Origin of the sequence: Schlesneria sp., assembly GCF_036405755.1 — a bacterium.
GTDB classification, from domain to species: domain Bacteria; phylum Planctomycetota; class Planctomycetia; order Planctomycetales; family Planctomycetaceae; genus Schlesneria; species Schlesneria sphaerica.
Genome location: NZ_DASWWZ010000402.1, coordinates 1 through 16,946, shown reverse-complemented (window position 1 = coordinate 16,946; position 16,946 = coordinate 1). Strand labels below are relative to the sequence as shown.

Here is a 16,946-nt window from a genome sequence, read left to right as displayed (position 1 = left end):
GCTGATCACATCTTCGTGCTTGCGGCTCTCGACGAGTTCCGCAACGACATCCCGGACCGTCTCAGGCGACACCTCATCCTGGAAGAATCCGGCCCAGAACTCACTTCTCTCCTTTGCCGTTGACGCCGCGGGCAACTGCGGACTTCGTTGCTGCCGGGTCAATCGGTAAGTGCGATCAGCGAGACTCGTCCGAACGGACAAATCTCGCTGACTTCGCAATCGTAAACTCGGGGCAAAGGTACCCGACTGGGCACTCTTACGTGCGGGGCCTACAGAGTTCGTTTTTTTTTCCGGTTCTGAATGGACTTATTATCCAACTTGGGTGCACCGGCGGGTGCAGCATCAGCACGCTGTGCGTCATCCTGCTGGAAGACCTGTTCGGGGGCGATGTTGAAGAAACCACCACCACCAAACCCGCCGCCCATACCACCCATGCCGCCGCCCATGCCACCCATACCACCGCCCATGCCGCCCATGCCACCCATGCCGCCGCCCATACCACCCATCATGCCACCTCCACGAGGAGCTGTGATCGGCACGGCAAGGTCAGCCACGGGGTAGACGCGGGTCGAGGTTTTCTCTTCCGCTTTTTCCTGAGTCGTGATCTGCATGACTTCATCTTCGATGATATACGTCAACTGCAATCGTTCGAGCATCAGACGAAGTGCACTTCGCAGCGTGATTCCTGTGATATTGAGGTTCACAGGCTGATCGGTACTGATTGCCGCATCCGCAAGAGCAGCATCGTCGATGATGATTTCGATTCCATGCAATTCTTCAAGATAGTCGAGTGCATCTTTCAGCGGCTGGTCAGTGAACGAGACTTCCGTCGACTCTTTCAATGCTTCCTGGATTCGCTGTTCCCGTGGGCTGTCTTTCTTCAGATCAACCTGAGCCCATTTCCGTCGACGTTCCGTCAGAGCTTTCCAGACTTCGGCGTTCGGGAATCGAATGGGGGGCTCATCAGGGAATGGAATGTGCGCCACTTCGACTTGATAAAGCGCTTCGAGGAACTGGTCTGCGCGTCGAGCACGCAGGCGATTTGCACGAGCAATCTGGTGTGCCGCTTCCGCACTGAATCGAGCGACGGCCGAGGTACCTTCACCAGGTCGAAGCATAATAGCAACGTCAGCCACATTCTGGGCTTCGCCGAACGCATCTTCGCGACCGTGGAAACCTTCCGACATCAACGACCGGACCCGATCGATCAAGCCTTCCAGTTTTTCTTCTTCGAGCTGCAACTGCTCAGTCAGTCTTCGCTCCGCTTCGATCTGCGACATCCGTTCGGCGAGGTGAACTCGATCCTGAGCTTCCTTATCCATCCGATTTTTCATCTGGTAGATTTCGCTCTCCAGACGCTTCTGCATGTAGTTCCGGTCTTCATCAGCGATGTCTGACGACGACTTGACCGCAGTTTGTACTTGTTTCAAGTAGGCAAGACCCGATTCGGGATCGCTCGCTTGGCGAGCCTTGTTGATCGCGTTCCCGACCTCGTTTTGCAGCTTTTGAGTCTTAACACGGATCAATTGATCTTGATCCCGCGTCAAACTTGAGTCATCGAGTGCCTCACTACGCGAATCGAGATTGCCGGGAGCGGGTGCGGCAGGAACCTGCGATACCTGCATCACCTGAAGCCGCGCGGAAGAGCTGGCCAGCGTCTTCGCGGCCACATTGGAAGGATCAACTTGCGCGATTCGCTGAGCGAGTTCGGCAGCCTGCTTCGCCTGGCCCCGTTCGAGCTGTTGAGCACCGAACTGCAGGGCCGCGTCCATCGAGTTCAGGAATCCATCCTGGTAGACATGCATCAGGTCAGCGCCCGCAAGCGAGTTGCTCAAACCCTGGTCCTGATCGGCCTGCTCCGCAACGGCCACCAGAAACGCGCTCCCTGGTCGTTGTACGGGAGCGGACAACTTCCATTCCATCGTTTCCGCAGCGTCGGCTCCGGTGAAGACAACCCGGGAATTCGCAGACAGTTCGCCGCGAATCACGTGGATTGTTTCACGATCACTGCGGAGTGGCAGTGCGGGAAGGGTAGATTCGATGTCACCAGTCAGCTCGACCTGATTGGGGAAGTAGACCGGCTGCTGCACGGCCAGGGCGAGTTTCTCACCCGCACTGACGGCAAACTGGGATTCGGCATCGGAGCGATTCTTTTCGGTCGCCTCATCAGATTTTCGCGGCACATCTTTTCGATTGTCGAAGTTGACATACCCACCAGTCTGATGTGCCAGGATTCCCAGCAACTGGAGATTCATCTGTGGTCCCACGCCGTAGCTGTGGAACGGAATCTTCTCTTCACGCAGGTCCTGGACCATGCTGAGCAGTTCTTTTGATTCCAGCAGATCAGCAGTGCTCAGGCCATCACCGATGTAAGTGATCGACGCGTTCCGTCCTTCTTCGGCGGAAGCAAGAGCCGTGCTGACCAGTTCTTCCAGGTTGGTCGCGCCAAGAGGGACTCGGCTTTTCAGCGCGGCGATGGCATCCATCACCGACGAACTGCTCGGAGCGGACATGCTGGCCATCAACGGTTCAGCTTGCACATCAATGGCGAAAATTCGGACACGATCCTGCTGAGGCAACGACTTGATCATCGATTCCAGCACACTCAGAGCATGGACCCGATGCGCCCCGATCTGACTGGCGGACGTATCAATGAAGACCATGTGGTCGTGAGCGGTCACGCCCAGTTGTGGCTGCTGCAATCGGAAAAGCAGCGCCTGGACGGCATCGCCATTACCCTGAACGTGCTTCAGCACGGGTGCGGGCGAAGAAACTTCGAATGCACTCAAGTCCATCACGCCAAAACTGGCGGCTAACACCGGAGCCCAGAGCAGTCTTTTGAAAATTGATCGGTTCATGACAAAGTTCCTCGCTTCTGGTGAGAGTCCAGCACCTGAAACGATTATTTCCAGGTTAGTGCGGCGCGTGGGAAATGCAGTTCAATCCTAACGGGTCTCGCGAGGCGAAGGGAAAGAAAATCCCTTCATCTCACGCAATTTGTTCATCACATCCGTACCGGAGAGGGGCGGAAGCGGAGCATCAAAACTCACTATCGGGCTTTTTTGTTGTCTGTTGTTTCACCAAGGATGACCATTCGCTGCGCGTCCAGCCTTCGCAAGCGAGAGATCGAATAGATACGGACGACCTTGTTCCGATACGTCAAATGGCCATTGTTGTCGTACCCCAGCAGGTTTGTATCAACCCAGTCTGCCAGGGAGTCATCTTTAATGCTGTACTTCTTCAGTTGGTAGGCCGCCGTGCTGAGCGCGGCAAATGTTTCCGGATCGACACCCTGGCCGCTTTCCAGATCTTCCTTGGCGTTGATGCCACCCACGAGAACAGCGTACGAGTTGACCCCTTTCGTTACCGATTCGTAACGGGATTCGAGCTTCAACTGCTCCATCGCCTTCTTGAGTGCATCATGGGCTTCGACAATTTTTTTCGTCGATTCTTCAGAGACAGAAACGTCGTCCGGCTGAGCATGTGCGAGCGGGAAAACCTGGGTTGAGCCCAAAACGTATCCGAACGCGACCAGACTGGTGGCCGTCAAAACCCACGCTGCACTTCGCATCAAGTCGCTCCTGTTTGGTGTCGATTGCATTTTTCGAAAATATCGCCGACGACGACTGCTTTCCACAGGATTTTCAGGAACCACTTGCACAAATTCGAACTTCGTTCGGCGCTTGAGTGGGGTTGAAACGAATCCTATCAACTTCACGTCAGCCAGACGCTGACAACCGCCTCTCAGGCGGCCCGGTCATGCGCCTGAAAGTCTTCCGTGATTGGAGAGTTCCGAGACCAATCGCCCCCTTGCAGTTCCAGAGTCCGGCGTTTTTTGCCTGCGGGACCCAGGTGAAAACTGACAAAGACAAAAAAGGCAGATGTCGCAAGCACGAGAACGCATAAACCAATTGCGGTTTGATCGTCATTCGCGGACTGCAGGAGATTGAACATGCGGACCTCCGTGAAAATCAACTGAATGCACTGACAGATTTCATCTCATGAATTCGGTTTCGTGCCGATGAGCCTTCAATCTTGTCGAAGGAGAGGTGCCTGATTCAGCAGATCGATCGCTCAAAGAACGGTCTATGGCGATGGGTCCGGATGTAGGGGATGGGAGCGACTGCTTGCCCCGAACCTGAAATCCAACTGGAGAATTGATCGAGGAAAACACCCCGTAACGGCTTGCAATTTTTGCACATACTCGCAAGGCCAGAGACGGGTCACATAACCCTCGTTTAGAAAGCGAGTTACGTAAAAACAAGTCCCCTTTGAACTTTTTTTTGATCTAAGTGTCTCTTTTGTACGTAGTATAAGTCGTGGCGACGAGTGCTGTCAGTCGCACATGATCAGACCGGCACCTGCTTTGCATATAGCCTGTCCGTCAAGTTCGCTCTGTCAGACTGACAATTATGTTTGAAACCTGTCCTCAACGACGGGAGGTAAATCATGCAACGCTATCGTAATCCTGCTCTGAAACAACTTCGCGACCAGCAGATCAAGTATGCTCCTCGCGATGTTCAACTGACGCAGATTTCCCGTGCTGAACGCCTGATGGACGAACTGAATCCAGCAGGAACCTATCGATATCCCGAGATTTGCGAAAAGATCACCACGTATCGTGGAGAAATGTATCCGGATCTCGTCGTCAGTGGCGCTGAAGCGGTCCATGATCTTCGCTGTTTCGTGGAAGATCTGTCTGAAAACGCCGATATTTCCGCGGATAGTGCCGGGGAAGAAGTCTGGACCGTTGAAGACGTCAGCAAACGATTTAACGTTTCGTCCAAGACCGTTTCCCGTTGGCGAGATCGAGGTCTCGTCAGTCGGCGATTTCGCTTCGGTGGGCGAAAACGCGTCGGTTTTTTGCGCTCCTCAGTCGAACGCTTCGTCACCAAACATGCCGAAGATGTCGATCGTGGCTCTCAGTTCAGCCAACTGAGTGTAGAGGAACGAGAAAAGCTGATTCAACGTGCTCGCCGGCTCGCCAAGGCCGGGGGCTGCCCCACCGAAATCAGTCATCGGCTGGCCCGCAAGTTCCGCCGATCGCCGGAAACGGTGCGGTACACACTCAAGAACTATGACAAGGATCATCCCGAAGCCGCGGTGTTCCCCAATGCTCTCAATACCATTACTGAAGAGCACAAGCTGGAGATCTATCGTAGCTTCCGCAAGGGCGTTCCTGTGGACGAGATTGCCCAGAAGTTCGGCCGGACTAGAGCCAGCATCTATCGGATGGTCGCAGAAGTGCGAGCCGAACAGCTGCTCGAAAAACCGATCGACTTCATGAGTTCGCCGATGTTCGAAGAAGCGGACGCTGCAGCCAAAATCCTTCAGCCAGCTCCTGTGGCGGAAAAGAAATCGGCTCCAGTGAAAACCCCGCCTGGGCTGCCACCCTACTTGAACAGCCTTTACGCGGTGCCACTTCTGACGAAGGACGAGGAAGTTTACTACTTCCGTAAGATGAACTTTCTGCTGTATCAAGCTTCAAAGCTTCAGGGACAGATCGATCTCACTCAGCCGAAAACCAAAGACATGGACGCCATTGAGCGTCTGATCGGGCAAGCCAATGAAGTCAAGAATTTCTTGATTCGCAGTAACTTGCGTCTGGTGGTGTCGATCGCCAAGAAGCACATGAAGCCGAACTCGAATTTCTTCGAGATGGTCAGCGATGGTAACATTTCGTTGATTCGTGCCATCGAAAAGTTCGACTACACGCGTGGGTTCAAATTTTCGACCTACGCAAGTTGGGCCATCATGAAGAACTTCGCTCGGTCGATTCCTGCCGAGTACACCCAATTGGAACGTTTCCGAACGGGGAATGAGGAAGTTTTCCACCAGGCATCCGATCCTCGCAGCGAACGTTTGAACGAAGAAGTCGTCAACAAACGTCAGCACGAAGCTCTGATGCAGATTCTTTCACAGCTTGATCCTCGAGAACGGGACATCATCGTTTCGCGGTATGGCCTGAAAGAAGGAAAGCCCGCTCAAACACTCGAACAGGTCGGACAGAAGCTGGGCGTCACGAAAGAGAGAATTCGTCAACTGGAATCTCGGGCACTCCAGAAGCTGCGCAAGATCGCCGAAGACGAGCACCTCGACGTTCCGGGCATTTAGTCTGAATCGATGCTGAGTTACTTTAATAACCGGGTACTTTAAAAGCGGCGTTCTGTTGGAAACGACAGAACGCCGCTTTTTTTACGTACACCGCCAATTTCCTTCTCCCAGCGAGCTGGGTTACGCGACCTCGCTGGGAGGCCGCTCATCGGGATGCCACCAAGAGTGAACAGCTGCAGCGACAGTGTCACATGTCATTGACGAGTGCTGAGGTCTCGGCAATCTCATCCGCCAGCTCCATCCGCTCCTTGTCAGAAAGGATGAGGCTTTGGACAGTTGCCAGAGAGCGGCTGGCAGCCGCGGATTTCTTAAGACGCGCGGCCAGTTCGGCGTGATAGATCAGCGCTCGGGCCCGTGCGAAGGGGGGTGCATCGGGGAACCGTTTTAATCCCGTTTCCAGAGTCCGGTAGGCCTTGAGATCTGTCACGTTGAGTCTCAAGTACGACCGACGGCACGTACACTCCAGGAAATTACCCACTGCCCATGGGCTCGATCCCCTCGCCATGAGGGAATCCGCCGCCCAAGGCCCACTTGGTGCGTCTGCCGAGATGACATCCAGACAGGAATGCTGCTTCGATCACAAGGTGCGTCCGGGGTCCAAAGCGTTCCCGCCGGAAAGCAGAAGAGACAGAGCAGACACGGGGTATGCTCTGTCTCTTCTCTTCGTTGAGCTGCGGAAAAGGGTGACGGCAATAACGCCGTCGACGTTTCACCTCAGTAGCTCTCGTTACTGCAGCCCCGGAATTTCGGCGGTCGCTATCATTCCCTCAATCATTCCACAGGAGCGGACTTGGGCCACAGTATCAGAAATCCAATGGCGCCGGCGATCAACGAAGCGACAAATATCGCGATCTTGGCAGCCGCGTACGTCGCCTGATCCGGGAAGGCAATTCCGGCGATGAACAAGGACATCGTGAAACCAATACCCCCCAGTGCCCCCGCACCACACAGTTGTCGCCATGTGTAGGCATCCGGCTTGTCCGCGATACCGCTACGAACGGCCAGCCACGAGGCGGTAATAATTCCGACCGGCTTACCAATAATCAGCCCAAGTGCGATCGCCGCAAACAATCGACCTCGGCCTTCAAGGACGCCGGGTGTCCAGGTGACGCCCGCATTCGCTAATGCGAAAATCGGCAAGGCCACGTAACTTGACCAGGGTTCAACCGAACGAAGCAGCCGGTCGTTAGGTGACTCCATGCGATTGTAAATGGCGTCCAGTGTGCGAAGCGTTCCTTCAGAGGGACCATTTCGCATTGCCTCCCCCGCATGGCTTTCCTCGCGGTTGATCACTGCCGAAGCCTGAGTGAGCAGCGCCTTCAGATTTGCGGGAGGTCGCGCGGGAATCAGGATGGCCATAATCACTGCTGCCAGTGTCGCATGCAGCCCCGCTTCGTGAAGGACAAACCACAGGGCCACAGCGCACACGGCGTAGGGGAGCGAGCGATACACACCGATCCGATTGAGTGCCACAACAACCGCAGTTACGGCCCCCCCTGCGATCAGATAGAGGGTGTTGATCGACTCTGTATAGAAGAACGCGATAATCAGAATCGCAACGACGTCATCGATGATTACCGCAGCCGTCAGAAATACTCGCAGCGCAATCGGCACGCGGGAACCGAGCAGTACGATCAGAGCCACGGCAAAGGCAGTGTCGGTTCCAATCGGAATTCCCCACCCCTGTCGCAAGTCTGCCGGCACGATCGAAGCGTAAATGATTGCCGGAAGCGCGATCCCGCCGATCGCAGCGATCACCGGTAACGCCCCCGAACGAAATGTCGCTAGGTGACCGACCGTAAATTCCCGTTTGATTTCCAGACCGACAACAAAGAAGAACACGGTCAGCAACCCGTGGTTAACCCAGTGCAGCAGCGAATGAGAAAACGTCATGCTGCCCCAGATGAAGCCCAACTGCTTCTGCCAGAAGGCTTCATACGCCGAGCTGAGGGGAGAGTTGCTCAGCACGATCGCCAGCAGCGTGGCCAACCCGAGCAACAGGCCTGATGAGGGTCCCCAATGAACAAAGTTGAAGGCCGCAGCCTGAATCCGATGCCCAAGTGGCGCAAGCATCGCGTCGGCAAGCGAGCTCTCATCCCATGTGTCTGTGTATCGACGTCCGTTGATAAAGAACGCAGGTGTCTCAATGACACCGCTGCGATGCGCGCTGTCAACGTCTTCCTGGACCGCCATTCTGGCCGCTTCGGCTCGTGGAGTACCGGCCAGAGCATCGTCGGTGACGCCGTACTCCCGCGCAGCCTCTTCGATACCTGCGTTATTTAACGTCGGACCTCGCTCCATGAACGATTCATGCAGGTCCCAGAAATTCCCCGTAGTGTCAAATACGCGTTCGGCGACCTCTGCGGCACGCTGTGCGTCAGGCTTTCCCTCAACAGGCAGATGCCTGAAAACATACCGCATGCGATCACCAAATCGATCGCGGAGCGCTTCGACCACCACGTGAACGGCACGACAGCGGTAGTCCGCATAACTGCCGTACTGCACGAGGGTCATTTCCGCGTCTGGAGGTCCCAGGATGTGATCGTGTAGGGGATCGACAGGAGGATCAAGCTGTCGTACTGCGGCAGGCGTCATTGATGAACTCCTTAATTGACTAGATGGTGTGTCTCGCGAGATTACGTAAACGATGGGAGAGTGGCTTTTGCCCGATTCGGTATTCGGACGGAGCAAACAGATTACGCACAGGATCGTGACTCGGTTCAGAATCGAGTCACTCCGATTTGGATCGAATGAGGTCCCTCATTCGACAGTCAGTCGCCAATGCTGCGCATTCCGGGCCCTGCGTGAACCCGGAGATGGCTGATGACAGACTCACATGACTTGAGAGAGACGAGCTCAGTCCTCTGGGGTCGGCGCGTCTTTGCTTCTGGATATATAAACAGAACACGGAGCATTATGCGCGACGAACATGGATACGGACCCCATGAAGAATCGGCGGATGGGGCCATACCCGTGCGAGCCGACAACGATCAGATCGGCCTGCCAGTCTTCGGCTTCACGGACAATCCCATCCTTGGGATTTCCCTCCAGCAATTTCGACTGAACCGTCAGGTGCGGCGCAGCTTTTCTCAGCCGCGCAGTGGCGACCTGCAGAACACCCGTGACTTCCTGCCGCTGTTGCTGAACCAATTCATCGTAGGCGGTGGAACTGCCTGGCATACGGCCCCGCCCGAGAGGCGCATCGACGATCACCACTTTGACAATCGTTTCTGATGGCCACGGCATGCGACTTGTCTCATCGATCGCAGCATCACTGCACCGAGAGCCATCAACTGCCAGTAGAATTCTCATCACAAACCTCTTTAATGGGAGTCGAATTCAAGTCAAAAGTAGAAAGCGGACCACGGAGAAAAACACAATCCGTTCCTGCAAAACGGGAAGCCAGTTCCGCGCTTGCGACAGGAGTTTTCTGCCCACGTTCAATTGTTGCTGAATGCGGGTAGCCAAATCGTGAAATGTGGATTATGAAACGAGATTATCGTCATCCGCCGACACCGTCCGAGCGTATTGTTGCAGGTCGAGCTCTGAAGGGAAGGCTTCTCCCTACCAGGAATTGGCCAGAAGTCAATCGATTTTTAATTTTTGAGAATTGAATGGAAACTCCGGCCCGCTGAATGGGTAGAGTCCAGAACGACAAACGATGCAAAAGTCACGTCCCCGCAACACACCTGGCTTTAAGCGCAGGTGATATGAACTGAGGTTGGATGATTTTTAGAAGATCCACTATTCCGACGGCTCCGAGTCTGTCGGTGCTCGCCACAACCGGGACAGAGAACGCAGGAGATCGGAATGAGTGAAACTCATCGAGTGCACGGTACCGTCATTTCGGTACGAAGCAGCGTTGTGGATGTGCATTTTCCTGCTCAACTTCCCGAGCTCAATTCCGAATTGCGTGCAGGACCGGACGATTCCATCATCATCGAGGTCGTCACGCATTTGACGCCCCAGATCGTGCGTGGCATCGCCCTGACTCCGACAGCCGGATTGGCACGGGGTTCCACCGTTGTCGATACCGACCACCCGCTGTTGGTTCCCGTGGGACAACGCTTACTCGGGCGCGCCGTGAACGTGTTCGGAAAGGCTCTCGACGAAAAGGAGGAACTGACCGATGGCATTCGACGGCCACTGCACAATCCTCCGATCTCGTTGGCTCGCCAGGGAACCACAACAGAGATTTTCGTCACAGGGATCAAGGCAATCGATCTGCTGTCACCGCTGGAGCGGGGTGGCAAGGCAGGGCTGTTCGGAGGAGCCGGTGTCGGTAAGACCGTGCTCATTACCGAATTGATCAACAATGTGGTCGGCCGTCATGATGGTGTCACCATCTTCTGCGGTATTGGCGAACGATCCCGCGAAGCAGAAGAGCTCTACCGCGACGTCGATGAAGCGGGTGTGCTCAAGAGTACCGTCCTGGTCTTCGGTCAGATGAACGAGCCTCCAGGTGCGAGATTCCGCGTCGGTCATGCCGCGTTGACGATGGCGGAATACTTCCGCGACGATCACAAGCAGGACGTCCTCCTGTTGATGGATAACATCTTCCGGTTTATTCAAGCCGGATCCGAGGTCTCCGGGCTCTTAGGGAGACTCCCCTCTCGCATGGGATATCAGCCGACGCTGGGGACTGAGCTGGCGGAACTGGAAGAACGGATCTGCACCACCAACGAGGCCGCGATTACCTCGGTTCAGGCGGTCTATGTTCCCGCAGATGACTTCACAGACCCGGCGGTCACACACACCTTCGGACACCTCTCATCGCTGATCGTCCTCTCTCGCGATCGGGCGAGTCAGGGCTTTTATCCCGCGATCGATCCTCTGCGCTCAGAATCCAAAATGTTGACGCCTCCCCTCGTGGGAGAACGTCACTACAACGTCGCCCGACGCGTTCGAGAGACACTGGCTGGCTACGAAGATCTCAAAGACGTGATCGCCATGCTGGGACTGGAAGAGCTTTCCCGCGACGATCAGAAACTCGTCCACCGTGCGCGACGGCTCGAACGATTCCTCACTCAGCCCTTCTTCACAACGGGCCAGTTCACAGGCCGCGAAGGAAAGATGGTCGATCTGGAAGATACGCTGACCGGTTGTGAGCGGATTCTGAATGACGAGTTCTCTGATTACCCCGAACGAGCGTTGTACATGATCGGTACCATTGACGAGGCCCGCAAATCATGAGCATGCGCGTCAAAATTGTGGTCCCGTCCGGCATTTTTCTGGAGCAGCGCGCGCTCAAAGTCGTCGCGGAAGCCAAGAATGGATCCTTCTGTCTGCTCCCTCGCCATGTCGATTTTGTCACGGCACTGACGTCCGGAATTCTTTCTCTGACACCAGATCTTTCTGCAGAAACGGACCCACAAACAACTCAAGACGATGCCAGTGATCTCTACATCGCCATCGATGAAGGGATTCTTGTCAAACGGGGCGCCGACGTCCTCGTGTCGACGTGGAATGCGGTACAAGGTCCGCTGGGAGAGCTCAACAAAGCCATACAGGCTCAGTTTGCCGCCCTGGGAGAAAAGGAACAACAGGCACGACTGGCGCTCGAACACCTCGAGGCCAGCCTCGTCCGCCAGGTCCTGGGGCGGGAAGGAGGGGGCTATGTCTGAGCAACCACATGACCACAACGCGCCGCTGGATGATCCGCAATTCGTATCTCGCAACCTCGACCGCTTCCGTAAACAAATTGAAGCCCGCGAAAAGCAGAAAGTCTCTGCACGCCAGCACAAGGACCATACGCTGCTGGTGGGATTCAGTGCCTTTGGAGCAGTCGGATGGTCCATCGCCGTCCCGACACTGCTTGGTGTGATACTTGGACTCTGGCTTGATCGAAGATTCCCCGGCCACTTCTCATGGTCGTTGGCGATGCTATTAGCCGGCGTCACATTAGGCTGCCTGAGTGCCTGGCTTTGGGTCAGTAAAGAACAGCAGTCTATCGACAATCGGAGGAATGATTCTCATTGACGACCCTGGACTTTATCTACCTGGTACTGGCCTTCGGGGCTGGACTGGCCGTCGGGTTGCTCTACTTCGGCGGCCTGTGGCTTACCATCCAGCAGCTTCCCCGAACACGCATGCCCGTACTACTCGTCATGACCAGTGCAATTATCCGCACGCTGGTGACGATCGGTGTGTTCTATCTCGTCATGGGGGACCGCTGGGAACGGGCAATCGCCTGTCTCGTTGGCTTTATCACGATGCGGCTGTTCTGGGTTGCCTCAGTTCGATCTCTCCAGGCAAGTGAGTCATCCGTTCGTAAAGAAGAAATTCCGCAATGAATATTACTCCCGACACGATCATCTACTTCCAGGCAGGGTTCGTGAAAATCAATGCGACCCTGGTCTTTACCTGGCTGGTGATGTTCCTGCTGGCAGCAGGATCATGGCTGATCACTCGAAATCTCTCGAGCGGCACAAATCTCAGCCGAGGGCAAAATCTGCTCGAAATCATCGTTAATATGATCCAGAGCCAGTTGCGCGAAGTGACCGAGCAAGACCCCGGTCGCTACCTCCCCTTTATCGGCACCTTGTTCCTGTTCATTCTGACCTGTAACACCCTTTCGATCGTTCCGGGCTTTCATCCCCCGACCGGGTCCCTCTCAACCACCGGGGCACTGGCATTATGCGTGTTCGTCGCTGTCCCTTACTTCGGCATCACTTCCCGAGGCTGGAAAGCCTACCTGGGTGACTATCTCAAGCCGACTCCCATGATGCTCCCCTTCAATATCATGGGGGAACTGACCCGGACCCTATCTCTGGCCATCCGCCTTTTCGGCAACATGATGAGCGGTTCAATGATCGCAGCAACCGTGCTGGCGATTGCGCCGCTGCTGTTCCCGATTGTGATGAATGCCCTGGGACTGCTGCTCGGTGTCATTCAAGCCTACATCTTCTCAATCCTGGCTCTGGTCTTTATTGCCTCAGCAAGCCGCAGCCACGATGAATTACATGCAACGCAGGACCTCACCTCAGAAAACGGAGATCTTTCATGAATAGTGTCGATTTGATCGGCATGGTTTCGATCATCACGGCGGGCGCAACGATTGGATTTGGTGCGCCGCTGACTGCAATTGGTGAAGGGTATGCGATTGCCAAAGCCATGACGGCTCTGGCACAGCAGCCGGATGCTTCACCTACGATCACGCGAACGCTGTTCATCGCGATCGCCATGATCGAATCCTCTGCCATCTATTGCTTCGTGGTGTCGATGATCCTCATCTTCGCAAACCCATTCTGGAATCACGTGGTTCAAGCTGCAGGAGGCCAGTAGTGCAAATCGACTGGTTTACCCTGATCGCACAGATCATTAACTTCGCCATCCTGGTCTGGCTGCTGCACTACCTGCTGTACGATCGAATCGTCCGGGCAATGGACGAGCGAGAGAAAAAGATCGTCAGCCAGCTGGAATCCGCAGCCGAAGAACGTAAGGCAGCAGCAGCCGAGAAAGAGACATACCGCGCCAGGATTCACGAAGCAGATCAACAAAAGCAGGCGATGCTGGCTGAAGCCAAACAGGAAGCCGAGGCCTATCGACAGCAGTTGATCAAGAAAGCGGAAGCGAATTCCGAAGAGGTCCGCTCGCAGTGGTACGAAGCCCTTGAGCGGGAACGGACGGAAATCCTCGACGACGTACAAGAGAAAGTCGCTCAGCAGGTCGTCTCGATCACGCGCCACGCGATGAATCAGATCGCCAACACCGATCTCGAATCGCAAGTTCTGAACGCCTTTCTGAACCATTGGGATGCACTCGATGAACGCGAACATCAGGCTATGGTGGATGCCGCCCGAGAAGCGTCAGGACACGCCGAAGTAAGAACCTCATTTCCTGTCGCGGAAGATCTGCGCGAGCAACTCCGTACGCATCTCGCCGAGTCACTCAAGCAGGACCTGGAGATCGAATTCACGACGATTCCCGAGTTGATCTGCGGAATCGAGCTCCGAATCCAGTCCCAACGCCTGGTCTGGAGTCTCGATTCCTACCTGACAGACCTCGAGAACGTGATCTTTCAATCCATTGAAGAAAAAGTGATCGAGCATGGTAAGCCCCAAAGCGATAAAGCCTGAACAACCCCCTGTGCCCACGATGCCCACCGTGCAGCCTAATCTGACTTCGACTTTGGCTGAGACGTTCGCGCTCATCGATCACAGCCTTTCCCGGTCGCAGTCAGAACTCGCCACTCAGGAAGTCGGACGAGTCATCTCTGTCGGCCAGGGGGTCGCACAAGTCCGCGGGATTCCTGGAGTACAGGCCGAGGAACTGATCCGCTTTCAAGGCGGTACTCTGGGGATGGCTTATAACCTCGATCCCGATGAAGTTGGCGTGGTGCTGCTCGGGTCGAGCAACAAGTTGATCGCAGGAATCCCTGCCTATCGAACGGGACGCATCCTGGATGTTCCCGTCGGCGATCAATTGATCGGCCGGGTCGTCAGCGCACTCGGGCAACCCCTCGATGATCAGGGCCCCTTACGCATGCCGCAGCGACGGACGATCGAACGGCCCGCACCACCGATCATGCATCGTGCCCCGGTCACGAAGCCGCTGCAGACGGGGATCAAAGCCATCGATTCACTTCTTCCGATTGGTCGCGGCCAGCGGGAATTGATTGTCGGCGACCGCCAGACCGGCAAAACCGCAATTGCCCTCGATACCATTCTCAACCAGCGGAATACGAATGTCCTGTGTGTGTACTGTGCGATCGGACAACGCAACTCAGCCGTCGCCAAGTTCCTCGCTCAACTTCAGCATTATGACGCCCTGAAATACACATTGGTCGTCGTCGCCTCGGGGGACGATTCACCAGGCGTCCAGTTCATCGCACCGTATGCTGCGACCACCATGGCCGAGTACTTCATGGAGCAGGGGCGGGATGTCCTCATCATTTATGATGACCTGACGCGGCATGCCCGTGCTTACCGCGAACTCTCTTTGCTGCTCCGTCGACCGCCCGGCCGCGAAGCTTACCCCGGCGATATTTTCTATCTTCATTCCCGGTTGCTCGAACGCTCGACGCACCTGCGCGAAGAATATGGGGGCGGCTCGCTGACGGCACTGCCGATTGCAGAAACCCAGTCCCAGAACATTTCGGCTTACATTCCCACAAACCTGATCTCCATCACCGACGGGCAAATCGTGCTCTCGCCGGATCTGTTCCGCAAAGGAAACCTGCCCGCCATCGATGTCGGAAAGTCCGTCTCCCGAGTCGGGGGCAAAGCACAACTCCCCTGCTATCGGTCCGTTGCCGGGGAACTGCGACTTTCCTACTCGCAGTTTGAAGAGCTCGAAGTCTTCGCCCGCTTCGGAACCCGCATCGATGACGAGACCCGCAAGTTGCTGGAACGGGGTCGCCGCGTCCGCGAAGTGTTTAAGCAGATGCAGTACGAAACCATGCCCCCGGCCGAACAGGTGGCCGTCCTGCTGGCGGCAATCGAAGGACTGCTGAATCAGGTTCCTCTGGCCAAGGTTCACAAAGCAGAACAAGCCATCAGCGAGGCGGTCAATTCAAACCTTTCCGAACTGCTCGCCCGAATGACCTCTGCCGAAAAATTGACGAAGGAGGATCGAGCAGACCTGCTGAAAGTCGCCGCCGCTGCGATCGAGAGCCTCAAGGAGTAAGAACCGTCATGGCACAGACACTCGAGGCAATGCGACGACGCAAAGAGAGCGCCAGCGACCTGTACTCGGTCGTGCGCGTGATGAAAGCCCTCGCCGCCGCCAATATCCGGCAGTGCGAAAAAGCGGTCGAATCGCTCCACGACTATGCCCGGACGGTCGAAGACGGTCTCCAGATCGCCGTTCGACATCGGGCCGGGATGCTGGGGAACGATCCTGTGCCCGGCAAACGCTGGTGCGTCGTCGTCTTTGGGTCGGACCAGGGAATGTGCGGCTCATTCAACGAACAGATCACTCAGTACGCATTGGAGGAATTCCGCACGCTCACGAGGAGTCCCGAGGATCTGACTCTGCTCGCCGTCGGTCTCCGCATCGTCGGACGACTGGAAGATGCAGGCTATCCCATCGCTGAGGATTTGATGGTCCCCAGCACGATCGACAACATCACACCTCGGGTGAACGACCTGCTGCTGAAGATTGAACAGCTCCGTTTCCAAAAGGGAATCAACCAATTCCTGCTCATCCACCATCGCCCCGCCGGGTCATCATTCCAACCCGACAAACGACAGTTGTTGCCCATCGACCGGAAATGGCTTCACGATCTGTCCCACAAAAAGTGGAAGTCCCATTCCCTTCCCACCTACACACTCGAATGGGAACAGCTCTTTTCATCGCTCGTTCGTCAGCACCTGTTCGTAACGCTCTATCGCGCATTTGCGGAGTCCATGGCGAGCGAGAATTCGAGTCGGCTGGCGTCGATGCAGGCCGCTGAGAAAAACATCGAGACCCACCTGAACGAACTGACCAAAGAATATCACCAGCGAAGACAGCAAGGCATTACTGAAGAACTGCTGGACATCGTCGCAGGCTTCGAAACCCTGACGCAAAAGCCACGAGCAAAAACCCCATAGCCAGTCTCAGGTGTTACACCCCTCCGGACGCCGGCCGAAGCCCCATTCGCAGAGCGATGACAACGGGTCGACTGAACACGTCCCCACCGTGGCGAATCAGCGTCTGCAGCAATAACGGACCCTGCCACCCAGCAGTCTGTTGAAAAATGGGGACTGGCTCCGAAGTCCGCTCGAAATCAATGAGCAATCTACATTGCGCAAGGTGCCCGTCCCACGTTTTCCACAGGCAGCCGGTGGTGTCAATCTGTTCCGCTCTCCGTATCCTCTAGTCACTAAAATACAGGGTTCTAGTGTGAG

The 16,946-nt window shown here is 55.6% G+C and carries 16 protein-coding genes; 10 read left to right on the top strand and 6 right to left on the bottom strand.

Features of this window, described 5'->3' with window-relative positions; all coding sequences use genetic code 11:
• The 3 genes from VGE80_RS13885 to VGE80_RS13875 all read right to left on the bottom strand — a co-directional run.
• A partial coding sequence (locus tag VGE80_RS13885; protein ID WP_440593089.1) for a hypothetical protein occupies positions 1-219 on the bottom strand: 219 nt, incomplete at its 3' end.
• 50 nt (positions 220-269) lie between these two features.
• Positions 270-2,858 carry a hypothetical protein gene (locus tag VGE80_RS13880; RefSeq protein WP_440593088.1) on the bottom strand — a complete coding sequence of 863 codons (2,589 nt, stop codon included), beginning with the start codon at positions 2,856-2,858 and terminating at the stop codon, positions 270-272.
• Between the two features lie 191 nt (positions 2,859-3,049).
• Entirely contained in the window at positions 3,050-3,571 is a 522-nt protein-coding gene (locus VGE80_RS13875) for a hypothetical protein (protein ID WP_373650890.1), read from the bottom strand.
• 878 nt (positions 3,572-4,449) lie between these two features.
• Here VGE80_RS13875 and VGE80_RS13870 point away from each other — a divergent pair.
• Entirely contained in the window at positions 4,450-6,114 is a 1,665-nt protein-coding gene (locus VGE80_RS13870) for a sigma-70 family RNA polymerase sigma factor (RefSeq protein ID WP_373650889.1), read from the top strand.
• 187 nt (positions 6,115-6,301) lie between these two features.
• Here VGE80_RS13870 and VGE80_RS13865 read toward each other — a convergent pair whose 3' ends face one another.
• The 3 genes from VGE80_RS13865 to VGE80_RS13855 form a co-directional block, all read right to left on the bottom strand.
• On the bottom strand, positions 6,302-6,541 hold the full coding sequence (locus VGE80_RS13865) for a hypothetical protein (protein ID WP_440593087.1): 240 nt from the start codon (positions 6,539-6,541) through the stop codon (positions 6,302-6,304).
• A 344-nt stretch (positions 6,542-6,885) separates the two neighbouring features.
• The gene (gene nhaA, locus VGE80_RS13860; RefSeq protein WP_440593086.1) at positions 6,886-8,709 is read right to left on the bottom strand and encodes a Na+/H+ antiporter NhaA; all 1,824 of its coding nucleotides are present in this window, start codon (positions 8,707-8,709) and stop codon (positions 6,886-6,888) included.
• A gap of 261 nt (positions 8,710-8,970) precedes the next feature.
• Positions 8,971-9,426, bottom strand: a complete 456-nt coding sequence (locus VGE80_RS13855; protein ID WP_440593085.1) for a universal stress protein — start codon at positions 9,424-9,426, stop codon at positions 8,971-8,973.
• 498 nt (positions 9,427-9,924) lie between these two features.
• On the opposite strand from VGE80_RS13855, the gene atpD reads away from it, so the two are divergent.
• From atpD to VGE80_RS13810, 9 genes are read left to right on the top strand one after another with little or no spacing between them, the layout of a single operon-like run.
• The gene (atpD, locus tag VGE80_RS13850) at positions 9,925-11,307 is read left to right on the top strand and encodes a F0F1 ATP synthase subunit beta (protein ID WP_440593084.1); all 1,383 of its coding nucleotides are present in this window, start codon (positions 9,925-9,927) and stop codon (positions 11,305-11,307) included.
• Positions 11,304-11,738 (top strand): F0F1 ATP synthase subunit epsilon, encoded by a 435-nt coding sequence (locus VGE80_RS13845; RefSeq protein WP_373650884.1) that lies wholly within the window; start codon positions 11,304-11,306, stop codon positions 11,736-11,738. Before atpD ends, VGE80_RS13845 begins: the two co-directional genes overlap by 4 nt.
• Positions 11,731-12,093 (top strand): AtpZ/AtpI family protein, encoded by a 363-nt coding sequence (locus VGE80_RS13840; protein ID WP_397571072.1) that lies wholly within the window; start codon positions 11,731-11,733, stop codon positions 12,091-12,093. Before VGE80_RS13845 ends, VGE80_RS13840 begins: the two co-directional genes overlap by 8 nt.
• Positions 12,090-12,407 (top strand): N-ATPase subunit AtpR, encoded by a 318-nt coding sequence (locus VGE80_RS13835; RefSeq protein ID WP_440593083.1) that lies wholly within the window; start codon positions 12,090-12,092, stop codon positions 12,405-12,407. The genes VGE80_RS13840 and VGE80_RS13835 overlap by 4 nt, the downstream gene beginning before the upstream one ends.
• The gene (locus tag VGE80_RS13830) at positions 12,404-13,120 is read left to right on the top strand and encodes a F0F1 ATP synthase subunit A (protein ID WP_440593082.1); all 717 of its coding nucleotides are present in this window, start codon (positions 12,404-12,406) and stop codon (positions 13,118-13,120) included. Before VGE80_RS13835 ends, VGE80_RS13830 begins: the two co-directional genes overlap by 4 nt.
• Positions 13,117-13,398: a F0F1 ATP synthase subunit C gene (locus tag VGE80_RS13825; protein WP_373650880.1), complete on the top strand. Its 282-nt coding sequence runs from the start codon at positions 13,117-13,119 to the stop codon at positions 13,396-13,398. The genes VGE80_RS13830 and VGE80_RS13825 overlap by 4 nt, the downstream gene beginning before the upstream one ends.
• The gene (locus VGE80_RS13820; protein ID WP_440593081.1) at positions 13,398-14,192 is read left to right on the top strand and encodes a F0F1 ATP synthase subunit delta; all 795 of its coding nucleotides are present in this window, start codon (positions 13,398-13,400) and stop codon (positions 14,190-14,192) included. Before VGE80_RS13825 ends, VGE80_RS13820 begins: the two co-directional genes overlap by 1 nt.
• Before the next feature lie 28 nt (positions 14,193-14,220).
• Entirely contained in the window at positions 14,221-15,741 is a 1,521-nt protein-coding gene (locus tag VGE80_RS13815; RefSeq protein WP_440593080.1) for an alternate F1F0 ATPase, F1 subunit alpha, read from the top strand.
• Between the two features lie 8 nt (positions 15,742-15,749).
• Complete coding sequence (locus tag VGE80_RS13810) at positions 15,750-16,649, top strand: F0F1 ATP synthase subunit gamma (protein WP_440593079.1); 900 nt, start codon at positions 15,750-15,752, stop codon at positions 16,647-16,649.
• Positions 16,650-16,946: the final 297 nt, after the last annotated feature.

Excerpts from the sequence above, each read along its gene's own strand:
- VGE80_RS13880 (WP_440593088.1), bottom strand. The coding sequence starts at position 2,858 with ATGAACCGATCAATTTTCAAAAGACTGCTCTGGGCTCCGGTGTTAGCC.
- VGE80_RS13875 (WP_373650890.1), bottom strand. The coding sequence starts at position 3,571 with ATGCGAAGTGCAGCGTGGGTTTTGACGGCCACCAGTCTGGTCGCGTTC.
- VGE80_RS13870 (WP_373650889.1), top strand. The coding sequence starts at position 4,450 with ATGCAACGCTATCGTAATCCTGCTCTGAAACAACTTCGCGACCAGCAG.
- nhaA (WP_440593086.1), bottom strand. The coding sequence starts at position 8,709 with ATGACGCCTGCCGCAGTACGACAGCTTGATCCTCCTGTCGATCCCCTA.
- VGE80_RS13855 (WP_440593085.1), bottom strand. The coding sequence starts at position 9,426 with ATGAGAATTCTACTGGCAGTTGATGGCTCTCGGTGCAGTGATGCTGCG.
- atpD (WP_440593084.1), top strand. The coding sequence starts at position 9,925 with ATGAGTGAAACTCATCGAGTGCACGGTACCGTCATTTCGGTACGAAGC.
- VGE80_RS13845 (WP_373650884.1), top strand. The coding sequence starts at position 11,304 with ATGAGCATGCGCGTCAAAATTGTGGTCCCGTCCGGCATTTTTCTGGAG.
- VGE80_RS13840 (WP_397571072.1), top strand. The coding sequence starts at position 11,731 with ATGTCTGAGCAACCACATGACCACAACGCGCCGCTGGATGATCCGCAA.
- VGE80_RS13830 (WP_440593082.1), top strand. The coding sequence starts at position 12,404 with ATGAATATTACTCCCGACACGATCATCTACTTCCAGGCAGGGTTCGTG.
- VGE80_RS13825 (WP_373650880.1), top strand. The coding sequence starts at position 13,117 with ATGAATAGTGTCGATTTGATCGGCATGGTTTCGATCATCACGGCGGGC.
- VGE80_RS13810 (WP_440593079.1), top strand. The coding sequence starts at position 15,750 with ATGGCACAGACACTCGAGGCAATGCGACGACGCAAAGAGAGCGCCAGC.